The sequence below is a fragment of the Brevundimonas sp. genome (genome assembly GCF_035627055.1).
GTDB lineage: Bacteria > Pseudomonadota > Alphaproteobacteria > Caulobacterales > Caulobacteraceae > Brevundimonas.
The window spans coordinates 292,284-306,719 of sequence record NZ_DASPMM010000022.1; the positions used below are offsets into that span (position 1 = coordinate 292,284).

Annotated in this window: 18 protein-coding genes and 1 tRNA gene; 12 read left to right on the plus strand and 7 right to left on the minus strand. The window is 68.7% G+C overall.

Features of this window, described 5'->3' with window-relative positions; translation table 11 throughout:
• Positions 1-83: 83 nt before the first annotated feature.
• The gene (locus tag VEA98_RS12040) at positions 84-560 is read right to left on the minus strand and encodes an outer membrane protein assembly factor BamE (RefSeq protein WP_324814675.1); all 477 of its coding nucleotides are present in this window, start codon (positions 558-560) and stop codon (positions 84-86) included.
• A gap of 82 nt (positions 561-642) precedes the next feature.
• Between VEA98_RS12040 and VEA98_RS12045 the strand changes: the two genes are divergently transcribed.
• The 7 genes from VEA98_RS12045 (at position 643) to VEA98_RS12075 (ending at position 4,772) form a co-directional block, all read left to right on the plus strand.
• A complete protein-coding gene (locus VEA98_RS12045) occupies positions 643-1,176 on the plus strand; it encodes a ubiquinol-cytochrome C chaperone family protein (RefSeq protein ID WP_324814677.1) in 534 nt (177 codons plus the stop codon).
• Positions 1,173-1,685 (plus strand): DUF177 domain-containing protein, encoded by a 513-nt coding sequence (locus tag VEA98_RS12050; protein ID WP_324814679.1) that lies wholly within the window; start codon positions 1,173-1,175, stop codon positions 1,683-1,685. Before VEA98_RS12045 ends, VEA98_RS12050 begins: the two co-directional genes overlap by 4 nt.
• Positions 1,686-1,776: 91 nt before the next feature.
• On the plus strand, positions 1,777-2,850 hold the full coding sequence (gene plsX, locus VEA98_RS12055; RefSeq protein WP_324814683.1) for a phosphate acyltransferase PlsX: 1,074 nt from the start codon (positions 1,777-1,779) through the stop codon (positions 2,848-2,850).
• Positions 2,847-3,824 (plus strand): beta-ketoacyl-ACP synthase III, encoded by a 978-nt coding sequence (locus VEA98_RS12060; protein WP_324814685.1) that lies wholly within the window; start codon positions 2,847-2,849, stop codon positions 3,822-3,824. Before plsX ends, VEA98_RS12060 begins: the two co-directional genes overlap by 4 nt.
• Positions 3,825-3,899: 75 nt before the next feature.
• Positions 3,900-4,208 (plus strand): integration host factor subunit alpha, encoded by a 309-nt coding sequence (locus VEA98_RS12065; protein WP_298746214.1) that lies wholly within the window; start codon positions 3,900-3,902, stop codon positions 4,206-4,208.
• Positions 4,209-4,214: 6 nt separating this feature from the next.
• On the plus strand, positions 4,215-4,640 hold the full coding sequence (locus tag VEA98_RS12070; RefSeq protein ID WP_324814687.1) for a MerR family transcriptional regulator: 426 nt from the start codon (positions 4,215-4,217) through the stop codon (positions 4,638-4,640).
• Between the two features lie 55 nt (positions 4,641-4,695).
• Positions 4,696-4,772, plus strand: a tRNA-Pro gene (locus VEA98_RS12075).
• Positions 4,773-4,856: 84 nt separating this feature from the next.
• Here the strand turns inward: VEA98_RS12075 and VEA98_RS12080 are convergent.
• The 3 genes from VEA98_RS12080 to VEA98_RS12090 all read right to left on the minus strand — a co-directional run bounded on the left by VEA98_RS12080 (position 4,857) and on the right by VEA98_RS12090 (position 6,021).
• Positions 4,857-5,480 carry an acyltransferase gene (locus tag VEA98_RS12080; RefSeq protein WP_324814690.1) on the minus strand — a complete coding sequence of 208 codons (624 nt, stop codon included), beginning with the start codon at positions 5,478-5,480 and terminating at the stop codon, positions 4,857-4,859.
• 87 nt (positions 5,481-5,567) lie between these two features.
• Positions 5,568-5,768: a DUF2842 domain-containing protein gene (locus VEA98_RS12085; protein ID WP_324814693.1), complete on the minus strand. Its 201-nt coding sequence runs from the start codon at positions 5,766-5,768 to the stop codon at positions 5,568-5,570.
• Between the two features lies 1 nt (position 5,769).
• Positions 5,770-6,021: a transglycosylase gene (locus VEA98_RS12090; protein WP_324814698.1), complete on the minus strand. Its 252-nt coding sequence runs from the start codon at positions 6,019-6,021 to the stop codon at positions 5,770-5,772.
• Between the two features lie 136 nt (positions 6,022-6,157).
• Here VEA98_RS12090 and VEA98_RS12095 point away from each other — a divergent pair, with 136 nt between their 5' ends.
• The gene (locus VEA98_RS12095; protein ID WP_324814701.1) at positions 6,158-7,225 is read left to right on the plus strand and encodes a COX15/CtaA family protein; all 1,068 of its coding nucleotides are present in this window, start codon (positions 6,158-6,160) and stop codon (positions 7,223-7,225) included.
• Here VEA98_RS12095 and VEA98_RS12100 read toward each other — a convergent pair.
• Entirely contained in the window at positions 7,194-8,603 is a 1,410-nt protein-coding gene (locus VEA98_RS12100; protein ID WP_324814703.1) for an alkaline phosphatase PhoX, read from the minus strand. The genes VEA98_RS12095 and VEA98_RS12100 overlap by 32 nt on opposite strands.
• 584 nt (positions 8,604-9,187) lie before the next feature.
• Here VEA98_RS12100 and rplM point away from each other — a divergent pair.
• From rplM to msrB, 4 genes are all read left to right on the plus strand, one after another.
• Complete coding sequence (gene rplM, locus VEA98_RS12105; protein WP_324814706.1) at positions 9,188-9,664, plus strand: 50S ribosomal protein L13; 477 nt, start codon at positions 9,188-9,190, stop codon at positions 9,662-9,664.
• A gap of 2 nt (positions 9,665-9,666) precedes the next feature.
• Positions 9,667-10,191 carry a 30S ribosomal protein S9 gene (gene rpsI / locus VEA98_RS12110; protein ID WP_324814708.1) on the plus strand — a complete coding sequence of 175 codons (525 nt, stop codon included), beginning with the start codon at positions 9,667-9,669 and terminating at the stop codon, positions 10,189-10,191.
• Positions 10,192-10,436: 245 nt separating this feature from the next.
• Positions 10,437-11,366 carry an N-acetyl-gamma-glutamyl-phosphate reductase gene (gene argC, locus VEA98_RS12115; RefSeq protein ID WP_324814711.1) on the plus strand — a complete coding sequence of 310 codons (930 nt, stop codon included), beginning with the start codon at positions 10,437-10,439 and terminating at the stop codon, positions 11,364-11,366.
• Between the two features lie 233 nt (positions 11,367-11,599).
• Complete coding sequence (gene msrB, locus VEA98_RS12120; RefSeq protein ID WP_324814714.1) at positions 11,600-12,094, plus strand: peptide-methionine (R)-S-oxide reductase MsrB; 495 nt, start codon at positions 11,600-11,602, stop codon at positions 12,092-12,094.
• Here msrB and VEA98_RS12125 read toward each other — a convergent pair.
• The gene (locus VEA98_RS12125; protein ID WP_324814716.1) at positions 12,091-12,471 is read right to left on the minus strand and encodes a hypothetical protein; all 381 of its coding nucleotides are present in this window, start codon (positions 12,469-12,471) and stop codon (positions 12,091-12,093) included. The two genes, msrB and VEA98_RS12125, sit on opposite strands and share 4 nt — an antisense overlap.
• Positions 12,468-14,414 (minus strand): class I poly(R)-hydroxyalkanoic acid synthase, encoded by a 1,947-nt coding sequence (gene phaC, locus VEA98_RS12130; protein WP_324814719.1) that lies wholly within the window; start codon positions 14,412-14,414, stop codon positions 12,468-12,470. The genes VEA98_RS12125 and phaC overlap by 4 nt, the downstream gene beginning before the upstream one ends.
• Positions 14,415-14,436: the final 22 nt, after the last annotated feature.

Genomic DNA, 14,436 nt, shown 5'->3' on the forward strand with positions numbered 1-14,436 from the left:
TCACGGGCGCGGCGGCGCGCAACGAAAGACGCCCCGGAGAGCGATCTCCGGGGCGTTTTCGTGTCGGGCGAGCCGGGGGGCGATCAGTCGGGGCGGCGCTGGCCGGGCTCGTCCTCGTCCGTGCGGGGCAGCTGACCGCGGCCGACGTTGCCGAGCAGCTGTTCGATGATGGTCAGCTGGCGGCCGCGGGTCGGCGTTTCGCGGCTGTTCATGGCGATCTGCTGCCCATCGTCGAGGCCGAGCGTGCGCACCTCCGCAACCTGGCCGGCGTCGTTGAAGGTGATCTCGGTGACGGTGCGTTGGGTGACGTGCGGGCGGTTGTAGGTGTATTTCTCGGTGACCTGGCTGATGTAATACCAGATGTTGTCCTGCTCGAACGTCGACGTCGTGGACGGGGTGCCGAGCTTGGTCAGCACGGTTTGCTTGGTGTCCGTCCCCGCGACGATGTCGGTCGGCTTGGCGTCGATCGCCTGGAAGCCGTTCTGGCCCACCACGGGGGCGCAGGCCGCGGTCAGCGCGGCAGCCGAAAGGGCGGCGAGGAGGAGCTTGGTACGGAGCATGGACGGCGCCTGCGAGAGAACAAGGTCTTTGACCTAACCGGACCCGAGCCTTAGTTCAACGGCGCGGCGGAAAAGGGGCCGCATGATCATGCTTCAGAATCTGTTCCGGACCCGTCCTCGCGAGCGCCTCGGCGAGCCCCTGTATGAGCTGGCGGTGCGGCAGGCCCGCGATCCCCGCTTCTACACTCAACTGGGCGTCGCCGATCGGATCGACGCCCGATTCGAGCTCTACACCCTGCATGTGCTGCTGCTGGTCATGCGGCTGCGCGATGAAGGCGAGGGCGGGGCGGACACGGCCCAGCTCCTGTTCGACACCTATGTCTCGGCCCTGGATCATGCGCTGAGGGAGTTGGGCGTGGGCGACATCTCGGTGGGCAAGAAGATGCGCAAGCTTGGCGAGGCGATGTACGGACGCATGACCGCGTACGAACCGCCGCTGCGGGCCGGCGACCACGCCGCACTGGCGGAGGGACTGGCGCGGAACGTGTTCGAGCGGGACGATCCGGCCGCGGGCGAGACGCTGGCGGCGTATGCGCTGGCGAGCCGGGCGCGGTTGGCGGCGCAGGACTTCAAGGCCGTGACGACGGCTCCCGACTGGGCGGAGATCAAGGCATGAGCGGCGTGGACCTGCCCTATAGCGAACCCGTCCGGCTGCATCAGGTCGGCGGCGGGGTGACGCGGACCCTGGAGCCTGACGCCGCGGCCCGCACCCGGATCGCCAAGGCGCTCGACCTCGCCTCGCTGGACGCCTTCGTGGCCGAGATGACGCTGGCGCCGTCGCCGGGCGGCTGGCGGCTGTCGGGACGGGTGAAGGCCAGCCTGGCGCAAGTTTGCGGCATCACCCTCGACCCGCTCCCGGTCGAGATCGATGCGCCGTTCAGCATCGCGCTGGCTGAGGCGGTGGACGAGGACTCCGACGAGATCGTCATCACCCTCGACGACGAATCGCCCGATCCGATCGAAGGCGGGCAGGTCGATCTGGGGCAGTATGCGGTGGAGCAGCTCGCCCTGCTGCTGGACCCGTTCCCACGCAAGCCCGGCGCCGAGTTCGTGCAGCCGCCGGAGCCGACGGAAATCTCGCCCTTCGCGGTGCTGAAGCAACTCCGGCCTTCCGACGAAGGTTGACGCCGGGGCGGCGCGGTTGCATCCCCCCGGTGCGGCGCTATCGTCGCCCCAGACGAGCGCCGGGCTGACGGCGCGACGGAGTCGAAACGGCTTGCCATCCCCAGTTCTGATTTCGCTCGACGCCATGGGCGGGGACCACGGCCCGCCGGTCGTGGTGGCGGGGGTGCGTGACTATCGCCGGCGTCACGGCGGCGACGGCGTGCGGTTCCTGCTGCATGGGGACTCGGCGGCCATCCGCGCCGAGATGGCGAAATGCAGCCTGACGGAAGACATCTGTGTCGTGCGCCACACCGACAAGGTCGTGGCCATGGACGAGAAGCCGGCCCAGGCCATGCGGCGCGGCAAGGGCTCGAGCCTGTGGAACGCCATCGAGGCGGTGAAGACCGGCGAGGCCGGCGCCGTGGTCTCGGCCGGCAACACCGGCGCCCTGATGGCGATCTCCAAGCTGATCCTGCGCATGTCGGCTCACGGGCTTGAGCGACCCGCCATCGTCGCCAGCTGGCCGACCCTGCGGGGCGTCACGGCGGTGCTGGACGTCGGGGCCAATATCGAGAGCGACGCCGAACAGCTGGTCGAGTTCGCCATCATGGGCGAGGCCTTCCACGCCGCGGTGCACGGCGGCGGCCGCGCGACGATCGGCCTGCTGAATGTGGGCTCCGAGGACATGAAGGGCCATGAAGAGGTCCGCGAGGCCGCCCGCATCCTGCGCGAGGGCGGACTCGGGCTGGACTACAAGGGCTTCGTCGAGGGCGACGACATCGCCAAGGGCACGGTCGACGTGGTCGTCACCGACGGCTTCACCGGCAACATCGCGCTGAAGACCGCCGAGGGCGTGGCGCGGTTCATCTCGGCCTTGATGAAGGAGGCGCTGACCTCCAGCGTGCCGGCCAAGGCGGGCGCCCTGCTGGCCTTGCCGGCCTTGCGGCGGATGCGCCAGAAGATCGATCCCAGCGCCGTCAACGGCGGCCCGCTGCTGGGGCTGAACGGCATCGTCGTGAAGAGCCACGGCGGCGCCGACGCCAAGGGCTACGGAAATGCGATCCGCATCGCTGTCGATCTGGCTCGCAGCGACTATCTGAAGACCGTCAGCGACAGCCTGAACCGGCTGACCGTCGTGCTCGAACAACCGGCCGCGGGCAGCGCGGCCATGGAGACTCCCCAGTGAGCGTCATTCGCAGCGCCGTGACCGGCGTCGGCTCCTTCCTGCCGGAACAGGTCGTCACCAACGCCGATCTGGCGAAGATCGTCGACACCTCGGACGAGTGGATCGTCGAGCGCACCGGCATTCGCCAGCGGCACAAGGCGCGGGACGACCAGCCGACGAGCGACCTGGCGGTCGAGGCGGCGAAACGGGCTCTGCACGACGCCGGCCGTGAAGCCGCGGACGTCGACCTGATCGTGGTGGCGACGACCACGCCCGACATGACCTTCCCGTCAGTCGCCTCGATCGTCCAGCGCAAGATGGGCATCCCGACCTGCATTGCCTTCGACGTCCAGGCGGTGTGTTCCGGCTTCGTCTATGCGCTGAGCGTGGCCGACGGTTTCGTGGCCCGGGGGAATGCGAAATGCGCCCTTGTCATCGGGGCCGAGGAGATGACCCGGCTCATGGACTGGACCGACCGGTCGACCTGCGTGCTCTTCGGCGACGGCGCCGGGGCCGTGGTGGTCGAGCCGCGGGAAGGGCAGGGGACCAAGGCCGACCACGGCCTGCTCGGCTTCGCCCTGCGCTGCGACGGGTCCAAGACCGACCTTCTCTACGTCGACGGCGGGCCGGCCACGACCGGGTCGGTCGGGCATCTGCGGATGGCCGGCAACCAGGTGTTCCGTCACGCCGTGGTCAACATCGCCGAGGCGATCACCGCTTGCTGCGCGGCCTCGGGCATCGAGGTGGCCGACGTCGACTGGTTCGTGCCGCACCAGGCCAACCAGCGGATCATCAAGGGCGTCGGCGACCGGCTCGGCCTGGACGAGCACAAGGTGATCTCGACCGTGGCTATGCACGCCAACACCTCGGCGGCGTCGATCCCGCTGGCGCTGGACGCGGCCATTCAGGACGGGCGCATCAAGCGCGGCGATCTCGTTCTGGCCGAAGCCATGGGCGGCGGCTTGACCTGGGGCGCCTGCGCCTTTCGCCTGTAGGGCGCAATTCGCCTTTCCATTTGAAGGCGCTTGCTCTTTTATGGGCCCGACGGACTTTTCAAGGGGAGCGGACCATTGGCTCAGCACCAGACCCTGACGCGGGCGGACCTGTGTGAGGCGGTCCACGAGGAGGTCGGCCTGTCGCGCCAGGAGTGCTCGGCCCTGGTCGAGCGGACCCTGGAGCTGATCATCGAATCCCTTGAGCGCGGCGAAACGGTCAAGCTGTCGGGCTTCGGCGTCTTCCAGGTGCGCGACAAGCGCGCCCGCATGGGCCGCAATCCGAAGACGGGCGAGCCGGCGGCGATCCATCCGCGTCGGGTGATCAGCTTCCGCGCCTCGCAGATCATGAAGGGCCGGGTTCACGACGCCGTCGTGAGCGCCTGACGCGCCGTGGCCAAGAGCCCGAACGCCTTCCGAACTATCTCCGAAGCCGCTGACGAGGTCGGCGCGCCGCAGCACGTGCTGCGCTTCTGGGAGACCAAATTTCCGTTCATCACCCCGCTGAAGCGGGCCGGCGGACGCCGCTTCTACCGGCCGCAGGACGTGGTCCTGCTGAAAGCCGTGAAGCGGCTGCTGCACGAGGATGGGCTGACCATCAAGGGCGTCCAGCGCCTGCACCGCGAGCAGGGCCTGAAGCGGCTGGCGGTCTATGGCGACCCGGACGGAACGGTGGCGTTCGAGCCGGAAGGCGGCGCTCCGGCGGAGGCCGCGCCGAGGCCGCAGAGCGGTGCGTCGTCGATCCGGCTGCGTCAGGTTCTGGCCGAACTGGAGGGCGCGCGGGCGCGTCTGGAAGCGGTTCTTTCGAGAACCGCCTGAGCCTTCGTTTTTGGGTTTGCGGGGGGCGGGCGCCCCGTCTATAGGGGGCCCCTCTCGGAGCGTGGCGCAGCCTGGTAGCGCACTTGACTGGGGGTCAAGGGGTCGCAGGTTCGAATCCTGTCGCTCCGACCAGAGAAGAGCGAGGCCCGTCGGCTACTTAGGTGTGGTTGGCGGGCCTTCATTTTGGGCGGCGTCCACAAGGGCCGCGACGAGGGTCTAGGCCGCGGCATCTTCACGGGGCACAAGCGCGAGGAGCCGCCGCGAGCGCACGCCGACCTGCCGGGCCGGCGTACCCGCCACGATGACCCACGGCGGGACATCCGTTTGGACGAGCGAATGAGCGCCGACAGCCGCCCCGTCGCCAAGCGTTACTCCGGGAAGGAAGGTGCAGCCCGCCCCAACTGCCACGTGCCGCCCGATCCAGACGGGCTCAATCGTTGGGCGACACAGATGAGCCGGGACGGTCCCATTGTGCATCCACTGGCCGCTGAAGTCGTCGCTGGCCGACAGGATGTTGCATCCGTGGGAAACGCCGCTGTAGTCGTCAAGCACGACGCCGCCCCGGCAACCGATCACGACGCTGGTGTGAACGTGAACGTAACGGCCCAGGCGAAGCGTTCCGCCGGTTGCCACGATGGTGCAGTGACCGTCGATCCGGCAATGATCGTCAAGGGTGACGTTCTCCAGGCCGACGATGGTGGTGTTCTTCGCGACCCGGACGCCTTCGCCAACGCGTCGGAAACCGAAGCCCCGCAGCTCGTCCGTTTCGTAATACCCGGGAGCGAACGGGTTGACCTGCGCTCTCTGATCGACGGGTCCCATAACCGTGAATTTGCTCACAGCCCGGAACAGCTGCCAAGCGAATAGCGCAGTCGCACAGGTACCCTCAGGCACGCTCGATCACGGACGGGCCTTGGCAATTCCGGGTCAGTCGCGGGGGCGCTCGGCCCATTTGAACAGGGGGTAGAGGGGCACGCCCCAGCCGATGCCAGCGACGGCGAAGACCACCAAGTCGATGATCGGGCCCGGCGGCAACAGGCCCCGGATGGCGATCGCGCCCCAGATCCAGACCACGAGGAAGGCCAGAACGCCGAGCATGGCGATGAAGCGGCGGGTGCGCGGGCCCATGTCAGCGCTTGTTGCGGAACAGGAAGAAGGTCGCCAGGGCGAGGGCGGAGGCGACCAGCGACCACCCGACCCAGGTCCACTGGTCCGTGGTCGAGACCGCGAAGACGCGAACAGCCAGGAACCACCCCGCCACGGCGGCGACGCCGGAGACCAGGGAGGTGGCGAACAGGCCGCGCCGGCCCGTCAGCTGGTCGGCGGTCCAGGCCAGGGCGAAAGCCCCGAGGACGGCGACGATGATCTCCGCGTACTGCACCCGGCTTCTCCTGACCTGCGACGCTCAGGCGTCCAAAAGCGACTCGATCTCGCCGCCACGGGCGGGCATACCGCTCAGTCGGGCGTCGGACCAGCGGCGCGCGGCTTAGTGTAACGGTCGGGACGGCGGGCGTCGAATGAAGCGTTTCAGCGGGGGCGAGGAGAGCCGGGCGGTCGCGATCTGGCTGTTCATCACGGCGGCGCTGGTGTTCGCCATGGTCGTGGTCGGCGGCGTCACCCGCCTGACCGGATCGGGGCTGTCGATCACCGAGTGGAAGCCGATCATGGGGGCCCTGCCGCCGATGAGCGCGGCCGACTGGGCCGAGGCGTTCGAGAAATACCGGGCCATTCCGCAGTACGAGCAGGTCAACGCCGGCATGACGCTGGGCGAGTTCAAGGGGATCTTCTGGTGGGAGTGGTTCCACCGGCTGCTGGGGCGGCTGATCGGCGCCGTGTTCGCCCTGCCGTTCCTCGTCCTGCTGGTGCTGCGCAAGATTCCGCGGCGGCTGATCTGGCGCTGCGCGGCGCTGCTGGCGCTGGGCGGGCTGCAGGGGCTGATCGGCTGGTGGATGGTGTCCAGCGGGCTGAGCGAGCGCGTCGACGTGGCGCCGGAGCGGCTGGCGACGCACCTGGGACTGGCGCTGCTGATCTTCATGGGTCTGATCTGGACCGGGCTGGAGGCCTGGAACGGCGAGGAGCATTCGCGTCATCCGGTCGGGTGGAGCCGCGGCGCGGCGATCCTGCTGGGCGCGGTCTTCCTGCAGTGCCTGCTGGGCGGGCTGGTCGCGGGGGCCAAGGCGGGCTTCGTCTACACCGACTGGCCGATGATGAACGGCGAGCTGCTGGCGCCGGTCGAGTGGGGCAAGGGGGCGCTGGCCTTCCTGCATGACCAGGCGCTGGTGCAGTTCAATCACCGGCTGGTCGCCTACGGGCTGCTGCTGGGCGGGAGCATCTATGCGGTGCAGGCGTGGCGCTGGCGGCTGGCCGAGGGGCTGGGCCTGTCGGCCTTCGTGCTGGCGGCGGTGCTGTGGCTGCAGGCCGGGCTGGGGATCGCCACCCTGATGAACGCCGTGCCGCTATGGCTTGGAGCCCTGCATCAGGCGGGAGCTGTGCTCGTGCTGGCGACGGCGACGGTGAACCTGTGGCTGGTCCGCCGCTCACAGCCGCGGCTGTTCATGTCCGGACCGAGGTCCACGGTCCTCTGATCGCGAAGGTCACGCCCGGGTACATGATGTTGACGAACAGCACCTGTCCGTCGGGCGAGAAGCAGGCGCCGGCGAACTCGGAGTTTCCGGTGAAGGCGTTGCGCCCGATGGTGTAGGTGCGGCCTTCGGGCGTCACCCCCTTGAGATGGTTGCGGGTCTCGGTGGAGTAGTTGTCCTCGCAGACGATCAGATGGCCCCACGGCGCGACGGTCAGGTTGTCGCCCATGTTCAGGCTGCGGATGTCCTCGCTTTCGAGGAACAGCTGGATACGGCCCGGCCGGACCGCCTCGCCGGGGCGGCCCTCGTCGGCCGAGGGCACGTAGCGCAGGATTTGTCCGCGCTTCAGCGGGCCGCCGGCGGTGGCGGTCAGGTAAAGTTCGCCCTCGCCCCAGACGACGCCCTCGCCGCGCGCCACCAGGGCTGCGCCGTCGGCGTGGCCGCGCATGCGCAGGTCGGCGTTGGGGGACTCCACGTCCTCCAGGTCGATCCAGACCACCTCGCGCCAGTCGCCGACGGACCATTCGCGGCCGTCCTGATTGCTCGAATCGGCGCCGGGCCTGCCCCGGAAGGCCATGGCCTGGAGGCGGCCGCCGTCGACCAGCCGGCCGGGCGTGGTCGGCAGGAAGCGGTAGAACAGGCCGTCGGTCTTGTCCTCGGTCAGATAGACGACGCCGGTGCGGGGATCGACGCAGACCGCCTCATGATCGAACCGGCCCATGGCCTTGAGCGGGACCGGGTCGACCAGGCCGGCGGCGGTCGCGGGGACCTCGAAGACGAAGCCGTGGGGCCTGGCGACGTCGGCGTTGGCGGGGGTCTGTTCCGTCTCCTCGCAGCTCAGCCAGCTGCCCCAGGGGGTGCGGCCGCCGCAGCAGTTGGTCGAGGTGCCGGCCAGCGACAGGTGCTGGCGGACGGTGCGGCGCGTCGCAAGGTCGTAGACGAGGGTGGTCGTGCCGCCGGGCAGGGCGCGGCCGTCCTTGTAGGTGTCGTAGGCCTTCGACGGGTCGAGCAGGCCGATGCGCTCCTGATGGAAGCCGCCGGGGCCGAGGTTGCGATGCAGGCCGCTGGAGCCCTTGAGCTCGTGGTTGATGACGAGGGCGACCTGGCCGTCGCCGAGATCGAAACAGGCCATGCCGTCGGGCTGGCCCGGGACGTAGAGGCCGTCGGCCATGGTGTCGCCTGTCTGGGAGATGACCTGGTAGGTGAAGCCCTCGGGCAGGTCGAGCAGACGTTCGGGATCGCGGACCAGCGGCCCGTAGCCGGGGACCTCATTGAGGTAGGTCTCCTCCGTGGCCGCCTGGGCCTGGACGTTGCGGGCGAGGCCTCCGAAGGCGAGGGCGGCGGCCGAGCCGGCGAGAAGGTGGCGGCGGGGCAGGCGCATGGGACTCTCCGGAGGGCTGGGCGCCGTTATGGCGGGGTCGGGGCCGAAGGTCATCAGGGTTCTGTGACGATGGGCGGCGGCGGGATCCGGACTCAAAAATCAGTCCGAAGCGTCCGAAGAGTGCACAGAGTGCATAGAGTGCGTTGAGTGCGCAGAGTGCACAGATTGCGGTGGGTCGGGTCGGCCGATGCGCCTGGTCGGCGCTTACGGGAGTTCGATTGTCAAAGACCGGTACGGTAGGGCGCCGTGCGAAGTCGCATTATGCGGGAGTCCCGCCCTGCGGCGGGTTCGTGACGCTGGGTCCGGAAGGATGTGGAGCGGAAACAGCGGGTTGAGCTCTGAAGATAGGGAGGTTGAGGCGGGATTTGCAGCGCAGCATCGCTTGCTTCTCCCCTTGAGGGAGAAGGGAATTATATGCGGTATTTTACTACCTCACCCGATAAACGGTGTGAAAACAACCGACTACGCGACTGCGCGCCCCACGACCCGCATTGACCTGGCCCGCCGCTTCCTCTATCAGCGCGCCTTCCGCTCATCCCGGCTTCGGGACGGGCCCTTCGTTCGTCTCCCCAGGAACCCTCGTCATGCTGAAGAGCACCACGGCTTCGCTGAAGCCGGCCGAGGTCGAGAAGAAGTGGATCCATATCGACGCCGAAGGCGTCGTGGTGGGCCGCCTCGCGACCTTTATCGCCAACCGTCTGCGCGGCAAGCACCGCGGCGACTACACCCCGCACGTCGATTGCGGCGACTACGTCGTCGTCACCAACGTCGACAAGGTGGTGTTCACCGGCAAGAAGAACACCGACAAGATCTACTACCGTCACACCGGCCACCCGGGCGGCGTCAAGCAGACGACCCCGGAGAAGGTGCTGAACGGCCGCTTCCCCGAGCGCGTGCTGGAGAAGGCCGTCGAGCGCATGCTGCCCAAGGAAAGCCCGCTGGCCCGCAAGCAGATGACGCACCTGCGCCTGTTCGCCGGTCCGGCCCACACCCACGAAGCCCAGTCGCCCGAGACGATCGACTTCAAGTCGGCTTCTCCCAAGAACACCCGGAGCGTCTGAGCATGACCGACGTGACTGCTGAAAACACCGCCGCCGAAGCCGCGCCCACCGAAGCCCTGACCGGCTTCGACGCCCTGAAGTCCATGCAGACCCCGGGCGCGGGCGAAGAGCACCCGGTCTATGTCCAGAAGCTGGACGCGCAGGGCCGCGCCTATTCGACCGGCAAGCGCAAGAACGCGATCGCCCGCGTGTGGATCAAGCCGGGCACCGGCAAGATCACCATCAACGGCAAGGATCAGATGCAGTATTTCGCCCGCGAAATCCTGCGCATGATGATCGCCCAGCCGCTGGAAGTGACCGGCCGCACGACCCAGTTCGACGTCGACTGCACGGTCGAGGGTTCGGGCCTGTCGGGCCAGGCCGGCGCCATCCGCCACGGCCTGTCGCACGCCCTGACGCACTACGAGCCGGCGCTGCGCCCGGTCCTGAAGCCGCACGGCTTCCTGACCCGCGACGCCCGCGTCGTCGAGCGCAAGAAGTACGGCCGCGCCAAGGCCCGCAAGTCCTTCCAGTTCTCGAAGCGCTAAGCGGATCGCGAAAGCGGTTATGGATGGGGGCGCTTCGGGAAACCGGAGCGCCCTTTTCCTTTTCTGGTTTCCTTCTCCCCTTGCGGGAGAAGGTGGCGGCCGAAGGCCGACGGATGGGGGGTCGCTCCGGCCGCTCGTGCGTCGCGTCCGGAAAGACGCCAGATTGTCGGGTCAGTGCGACCCCTCATCCGACCCGCTGCGCGGGCCACCTTCTCCCGCAAGGGGAGAAGGGACAGGAGCGTTCGATGACCCACACGATCTTCATCGACGGCGAGGCCGGGACCACGGGGCTGGAGATCCGCGAGCGGCTTGAGGCGCGCTCCGATCTGGAGCTGATCCTGCTGGGCGACCGGCGGCGTGATGTCGAGGCGCGGCGTGAGGCGCTGAATTCCGCCGATGCGGTGATCCTGTGCCTGCCGGACGAGGCGGCGCGGGAAGCCGTGGCGATGATCGAGAACCCCAGGGTGCGGGTGATCGACGCCTCGACGGCGTACCGGGTCGATCCGGACTGGACCTATGGCTTCGCGGAGATGGCGCCGGGGCAGCGGGAGAAGATCGCGGGCGCCACGCGGGTGTCGAACCCGGGCTGCTATCCGACCGGTTTCATCGGGTTGGTGCGGCCCCTCGTTTCAGCCGGGATCATTCCGGCGGGGTGGCCGGTGACGGTCAATGCGGTGTCGGGCTACTCCGGCGGCGGCAAGGCGATGATCGCGGAGTTCGAGGCGGGGGCGGAGGCGTTCCGCGCCTATGGCCTGACCCTGAAGCACAAGCATGTGCCGGAGATGACGACGCACACCGGACTGGAGCGGCCGGTGCTGTTCGCGCCGGCGGTGGGGGCCTACCGGCAGGGGATGCTGGTGGAGGTTCCGCTACACCTGGGCGCGCTGCCGGGATCGCCGTCGGTGGAGGTGGTGCACGGGGCGCTGGCCGAGGCCTATGCGGGCGCGCGGTTCGTCGAGGTGGCGGAACTGGAGACGACCGAGGCCATGACCGGGATCGATCCGGAGGGGCTGAACGGGACCAACCGGATGCGGCTGCATGTGTTCGGCGACCGGGGCGGGGCGCAGGTCCGGCTGGTGGCGCTGCTGGATAATCTGGGCAAGGGCGCGTCGGGGGCGGCGGTGCAGAACCTGAACCTGATGCTGGGGTTGGCGGAAGAGACCGGCCTTTCTTGAAAAGCGCCAGTGCTAGTGAGCAAGGGGTGAGCAGGAAGTCCGGCGATCTGGCTCACCTCTCGCTCACTGACACTGTCACTCCCTCATGGAGGGCCCTCTTGAACAGTGCCAGTGCTAGTGAGCAAGGGGTGAGCAGGAAGCCCGGCGATCTGGCTCACCTCTCGCTCACTGACACTGTCACTCATTCATCGAGGGCTTGAAACCGCCGCGCGGTTCCCGACCTATCAAGCATCATGACCCAGCTGTCCCGCCGCCATCTGATGCTGACCGCCGGCGCGGTCGCCGTGAGCGGCTGCTCGCCGGATGCGGCTGACGCCTCCGAGCGACAATACGCGAACTCGCCGTTCCGGCGGCTGACGGACGCCCAGTGGCGGGCGCGGCTGCCGGCGGCGAGCTATCAGACGCTGCGGCATGCGGCGACGGAGCGGCCGGGGAGCAGCGCGCTGAACGGGGAGCACCGGCGTGGGACCTTCGTGTGCCGCGGCTGCGACCTGCCGCTGTTCCGCTCGCAGTGGAAATACGACAGCGGCACCGGCTGGCCGAGCTTCCATGACGTGATCGCGGCCAACATCGGCACGAAGACGGACTATGAGATCGGCTTTCCGCGTACCGAATACCACTGCGCCCGCTGCCTGGGGCATCAGGGGCATGTCTTCGACGACGGGCCGCGGCCGACGGGCAAGCGCTACTGCAACAACGGCGTGGCGCTGAGATTTACGCCGGCCTAGCCGGCGCGGGAGGCCTTGATCGCCGACTCGAGGGTGACGCCGAACCAGACGGCGGCGATGATCACCAGCAGGCCGTAGTCATGGCCGGGCCAGAAGATCGGCACGGCGGCGGCGCAGATCACAGCCATCGGGAACAGGCCGGCCCAGGCGGCCGTGCCGGGGCTGTCGGCATGGATCATCGGCGGGCGCTTCGGCAGCTTCATGCGCCGCTGCAGGACCGGGTTGAGCAGGACGAAGCCGATCGAGCAGACCCCGGCCAGGAGCAGGTTGCGGGCCAGCTGGGCCGAGGCGCCGTAGAAGCTGGTGGTCACCACCACGAGGACGAGCGCCAGGCCGGTCGACAGGGCCAGCAGCAGGTTGGGTTCGAAACGCTTCACGACTTCACCTTCACATAGGATCCCGGGGCCGGCTCGATCGGCGGCAGCGGGCCCTTTTTCGGATTGCGGGCGGGGACCCAGCCGCCGGAGCGGGCGTGGAGCCAGTCGGCCCAGTGGTTCCACCAGCTGCCGGGATGCTCCTGCGCGCCCGCCTGCCATTCCGCGAGGGAGGCGGGCAGGGCGGGGTTGATCCAGTGCTGGTATTTCTTCGCGGCCGGCGGATTGACCACGCCGGCGATGTGGCCCGAGCCGGCCAGGGTCAGGGTGACGTCGGCGTTGGAGAAGGCGCGGGCCGAGCGGTAGACCGAGTTCATCGGCGCGATGTGGTCCTCGCGGCTGGCCTGGAAATAGAGGGGGATGCGCACCTTCGACAGGTCGGCGCGGACGCCGCCGATCTCGAACTCGCCCTTTGACAGAGCATTCTTGCCGTACATCGAGCGCAGGTAGTCGAGGTGGAGCTTCTTCGGCATGCGGGTCTGGTCGGCGTTCCAGAACAGCAGGTCGAAGGCGGGCGGGTCCTTGCCCATCAGATAGTTGCTGACGAAGAAGGACCAGATCAGGTCGTTGGCGCGCAGTGCGTTGAAGGTCTCGGCCATGGCCGCGCCGGGCAGGACGCCGCCGGCCGCGTCCATCTGCTGCTCGACCTCGTTGAGCCAGTGGTCGTCGGTGAACAGCAGCAGGTCGCCGGCCTCGGCGAAGTCGTGCTGGGCGGCGAAGAAGGTGTTGGCGGTGATCCGGTCGTCGCCGTGCTCGGCCATATGGGCCAGGGCCGCGCCCATCAGGGTGCCGCCGATGCAGTAGCCGACGGTGTTGATGTGGTCGGCCTGCGACTGTTCCAGCGCCTTTTCGACGGCGCGGTAGATGCCCTTTTGCAGGTAGTCGTCGAAGCCGTAGCCGGCCTTGTCGACGTCAGGATTGACCCAGGAGCAGACGAAGACGGTGAAGCCCTGGCCGGACAGCCAGCGGATCATCGAGTTCTCGGGCTGGAGGTCGAGGATGTAGTATTTGTTGATCCACGGCGGGAAGATCAGCAGCGGGATCTGGCGCTGTTCGTCGGTGGCGGGGTCGAACTGGATCAGTTCGAACAGCTCGTCGCGCCAGACCACCTGGCCTGGGGCGGTGGCGACGTTCCTGCCGACCTCGAAGCGGCCGTAGTCGGCCTGGCTGATCTTCAGCTTGCCGTGGCCGCGCTCCAGGTCGGCGGCGAAATTCTGCATGCCCCTGACCAGCGACTCGCCGTTGGTCTCGGCGAGAGCCTTGAGGGCCGCCGGGTTGGAGGCGAGGAAGTTGGCGGGGGAGAAGGCGTCGGTCAGCAGTCTGGTGAAGAATTCGGCGCGGCGTTTGGTGCGCGGGTCGATGTCCTCGACGCTGGAGACGAGGCCGTTCATCCAGTCGGCGGTCGCCAGATAGGACTGGCGCATGACGTCGAACATGGGGTTCTCGGACCAGGCCGGGTCCCTGAAGCGCTTGTCCTTCGACGGGGCGGCGGGCTCCTCGCCGGCGGCGCGGCGGGTCGTGGAGGCCCACAGGTCCATGTAGCGGTTGAACAGGTCGGCCTGGGCGGCGAACAGCTTGTCCGGGCGGGAGGCGAGGCCGCTCATCACCTGGGTCATGGCGGGGCCGACGTTGAACGGGTCGGGGGACAGGGCGGCGGGGCGGTCGGCCTGGGCGAGGGCGGCCTCGGCGATGGCCGACTGGGCGGTCATGGCGGCGCGGGCCAGGTTCAGCGACAGGGTCTCGATCATCTGGCGCTGGTCCTCGCCGGGGAAGGCGAAGGGCGGTTCCGGCGCGGCCTGGGGCGGCTCGGGCAGGGGCTCTTCAGCGGCGGCGGCCGGCCTGGCGCGGGGGCGGGGCGGCTTGGCCGAGGTCGGGCGGCCGGGCTTGCGGGGCGGACGCGCCGCCGCGGCGGCGGGAGCGGGCGGGGAGGGCGGACGCTTGGCCATGCGCGAAAAGGCTCCGGGAGAC

What these genes read in the sequence shown, in the direction of transcription:
- VEA98_RS12040 (WP_324814675.1), bottom strand. Translation starts at nt 560, where the DNA reads ATGCTCCGTACCAAGCTCCTCCTCGCCGCCCTTTCGGCTGCCGCGCTG.
- VEA98_RS12045 (WP_324814677.1), top strand. Translation starts at nt 643, where the DNA reads ATGATCATGCTTCAGAATCTGTTCCGGACCCGTCCTCGCGAGCGCCTC.
- VEA98_RS12050 (WP_324814679.1), top strand. Translation starts at nt 1,173, where the DNA reads ATGAGCGGCGTGGACCTGCCCTATAGCGAACCCGTCCGGCTGCATCAG.
- VEA98_RS12085 (WP_324814693.1), bottom strand. Translation starts at nt 5,768, where the DNA reads ATGGGCCCGCGCACCCGCCGCTTCATCGCCATGCTCGGCGTTCTGGCC.
- VEA98_RS12095 (WP_324814701.1), top strand. Translation starts at nt 6,158, where the DNA reads ATGAAGCGTTTCAGCGGGGGCGAGGAGAGCCGGGCGGTCGCGATCTGG.
- VEA98_RS12100 (WP_324814703.1), bottom strand. Translation starts at nt 8,603, where the DNA reads ATGCGCCTGCCCCGCCGCCACCTTCTCGCCGGCTCGGCCGCCGCCCTC.
- rplM (WP_324814706.1), top strand. Translation starts at nt 9,188, where the DNA reads ATGCTGAAGAGCACCACGGCTTCGCTGAAGCCGGCCGAGGTCGAGAAG.
- rpsI (WP_324814708.1), top strand. Translation starts at nt 9,667, where the DNA reads ATGACCGACGTGACTGCTGAAAACACCGCCGCCGAAGCCGCGCCCACC.
- argC (WP_324814711.1), top strand. Translation starts at nt 10,437, where the DNA reads ATGACCCACACGATCTTCATCGACGGCGAGGCCGGGACCACGGGGCTG.
- msrB (WP_324814714.1), top strand. Translation starts at nt 11,600, where the DNA reads ATGACCCAGCTGTCCCGCCGCCATCTGATGCTGACCGCCGGCGCGGTC.
- phaC (WP_324814719.1), bottom strand. Translation starts at nt 14,414, where the DNA reads ATGGCCAAGCGTCCGCCCTCCCCGCCCGCTCCCGCCGCCGCGGCGGCG.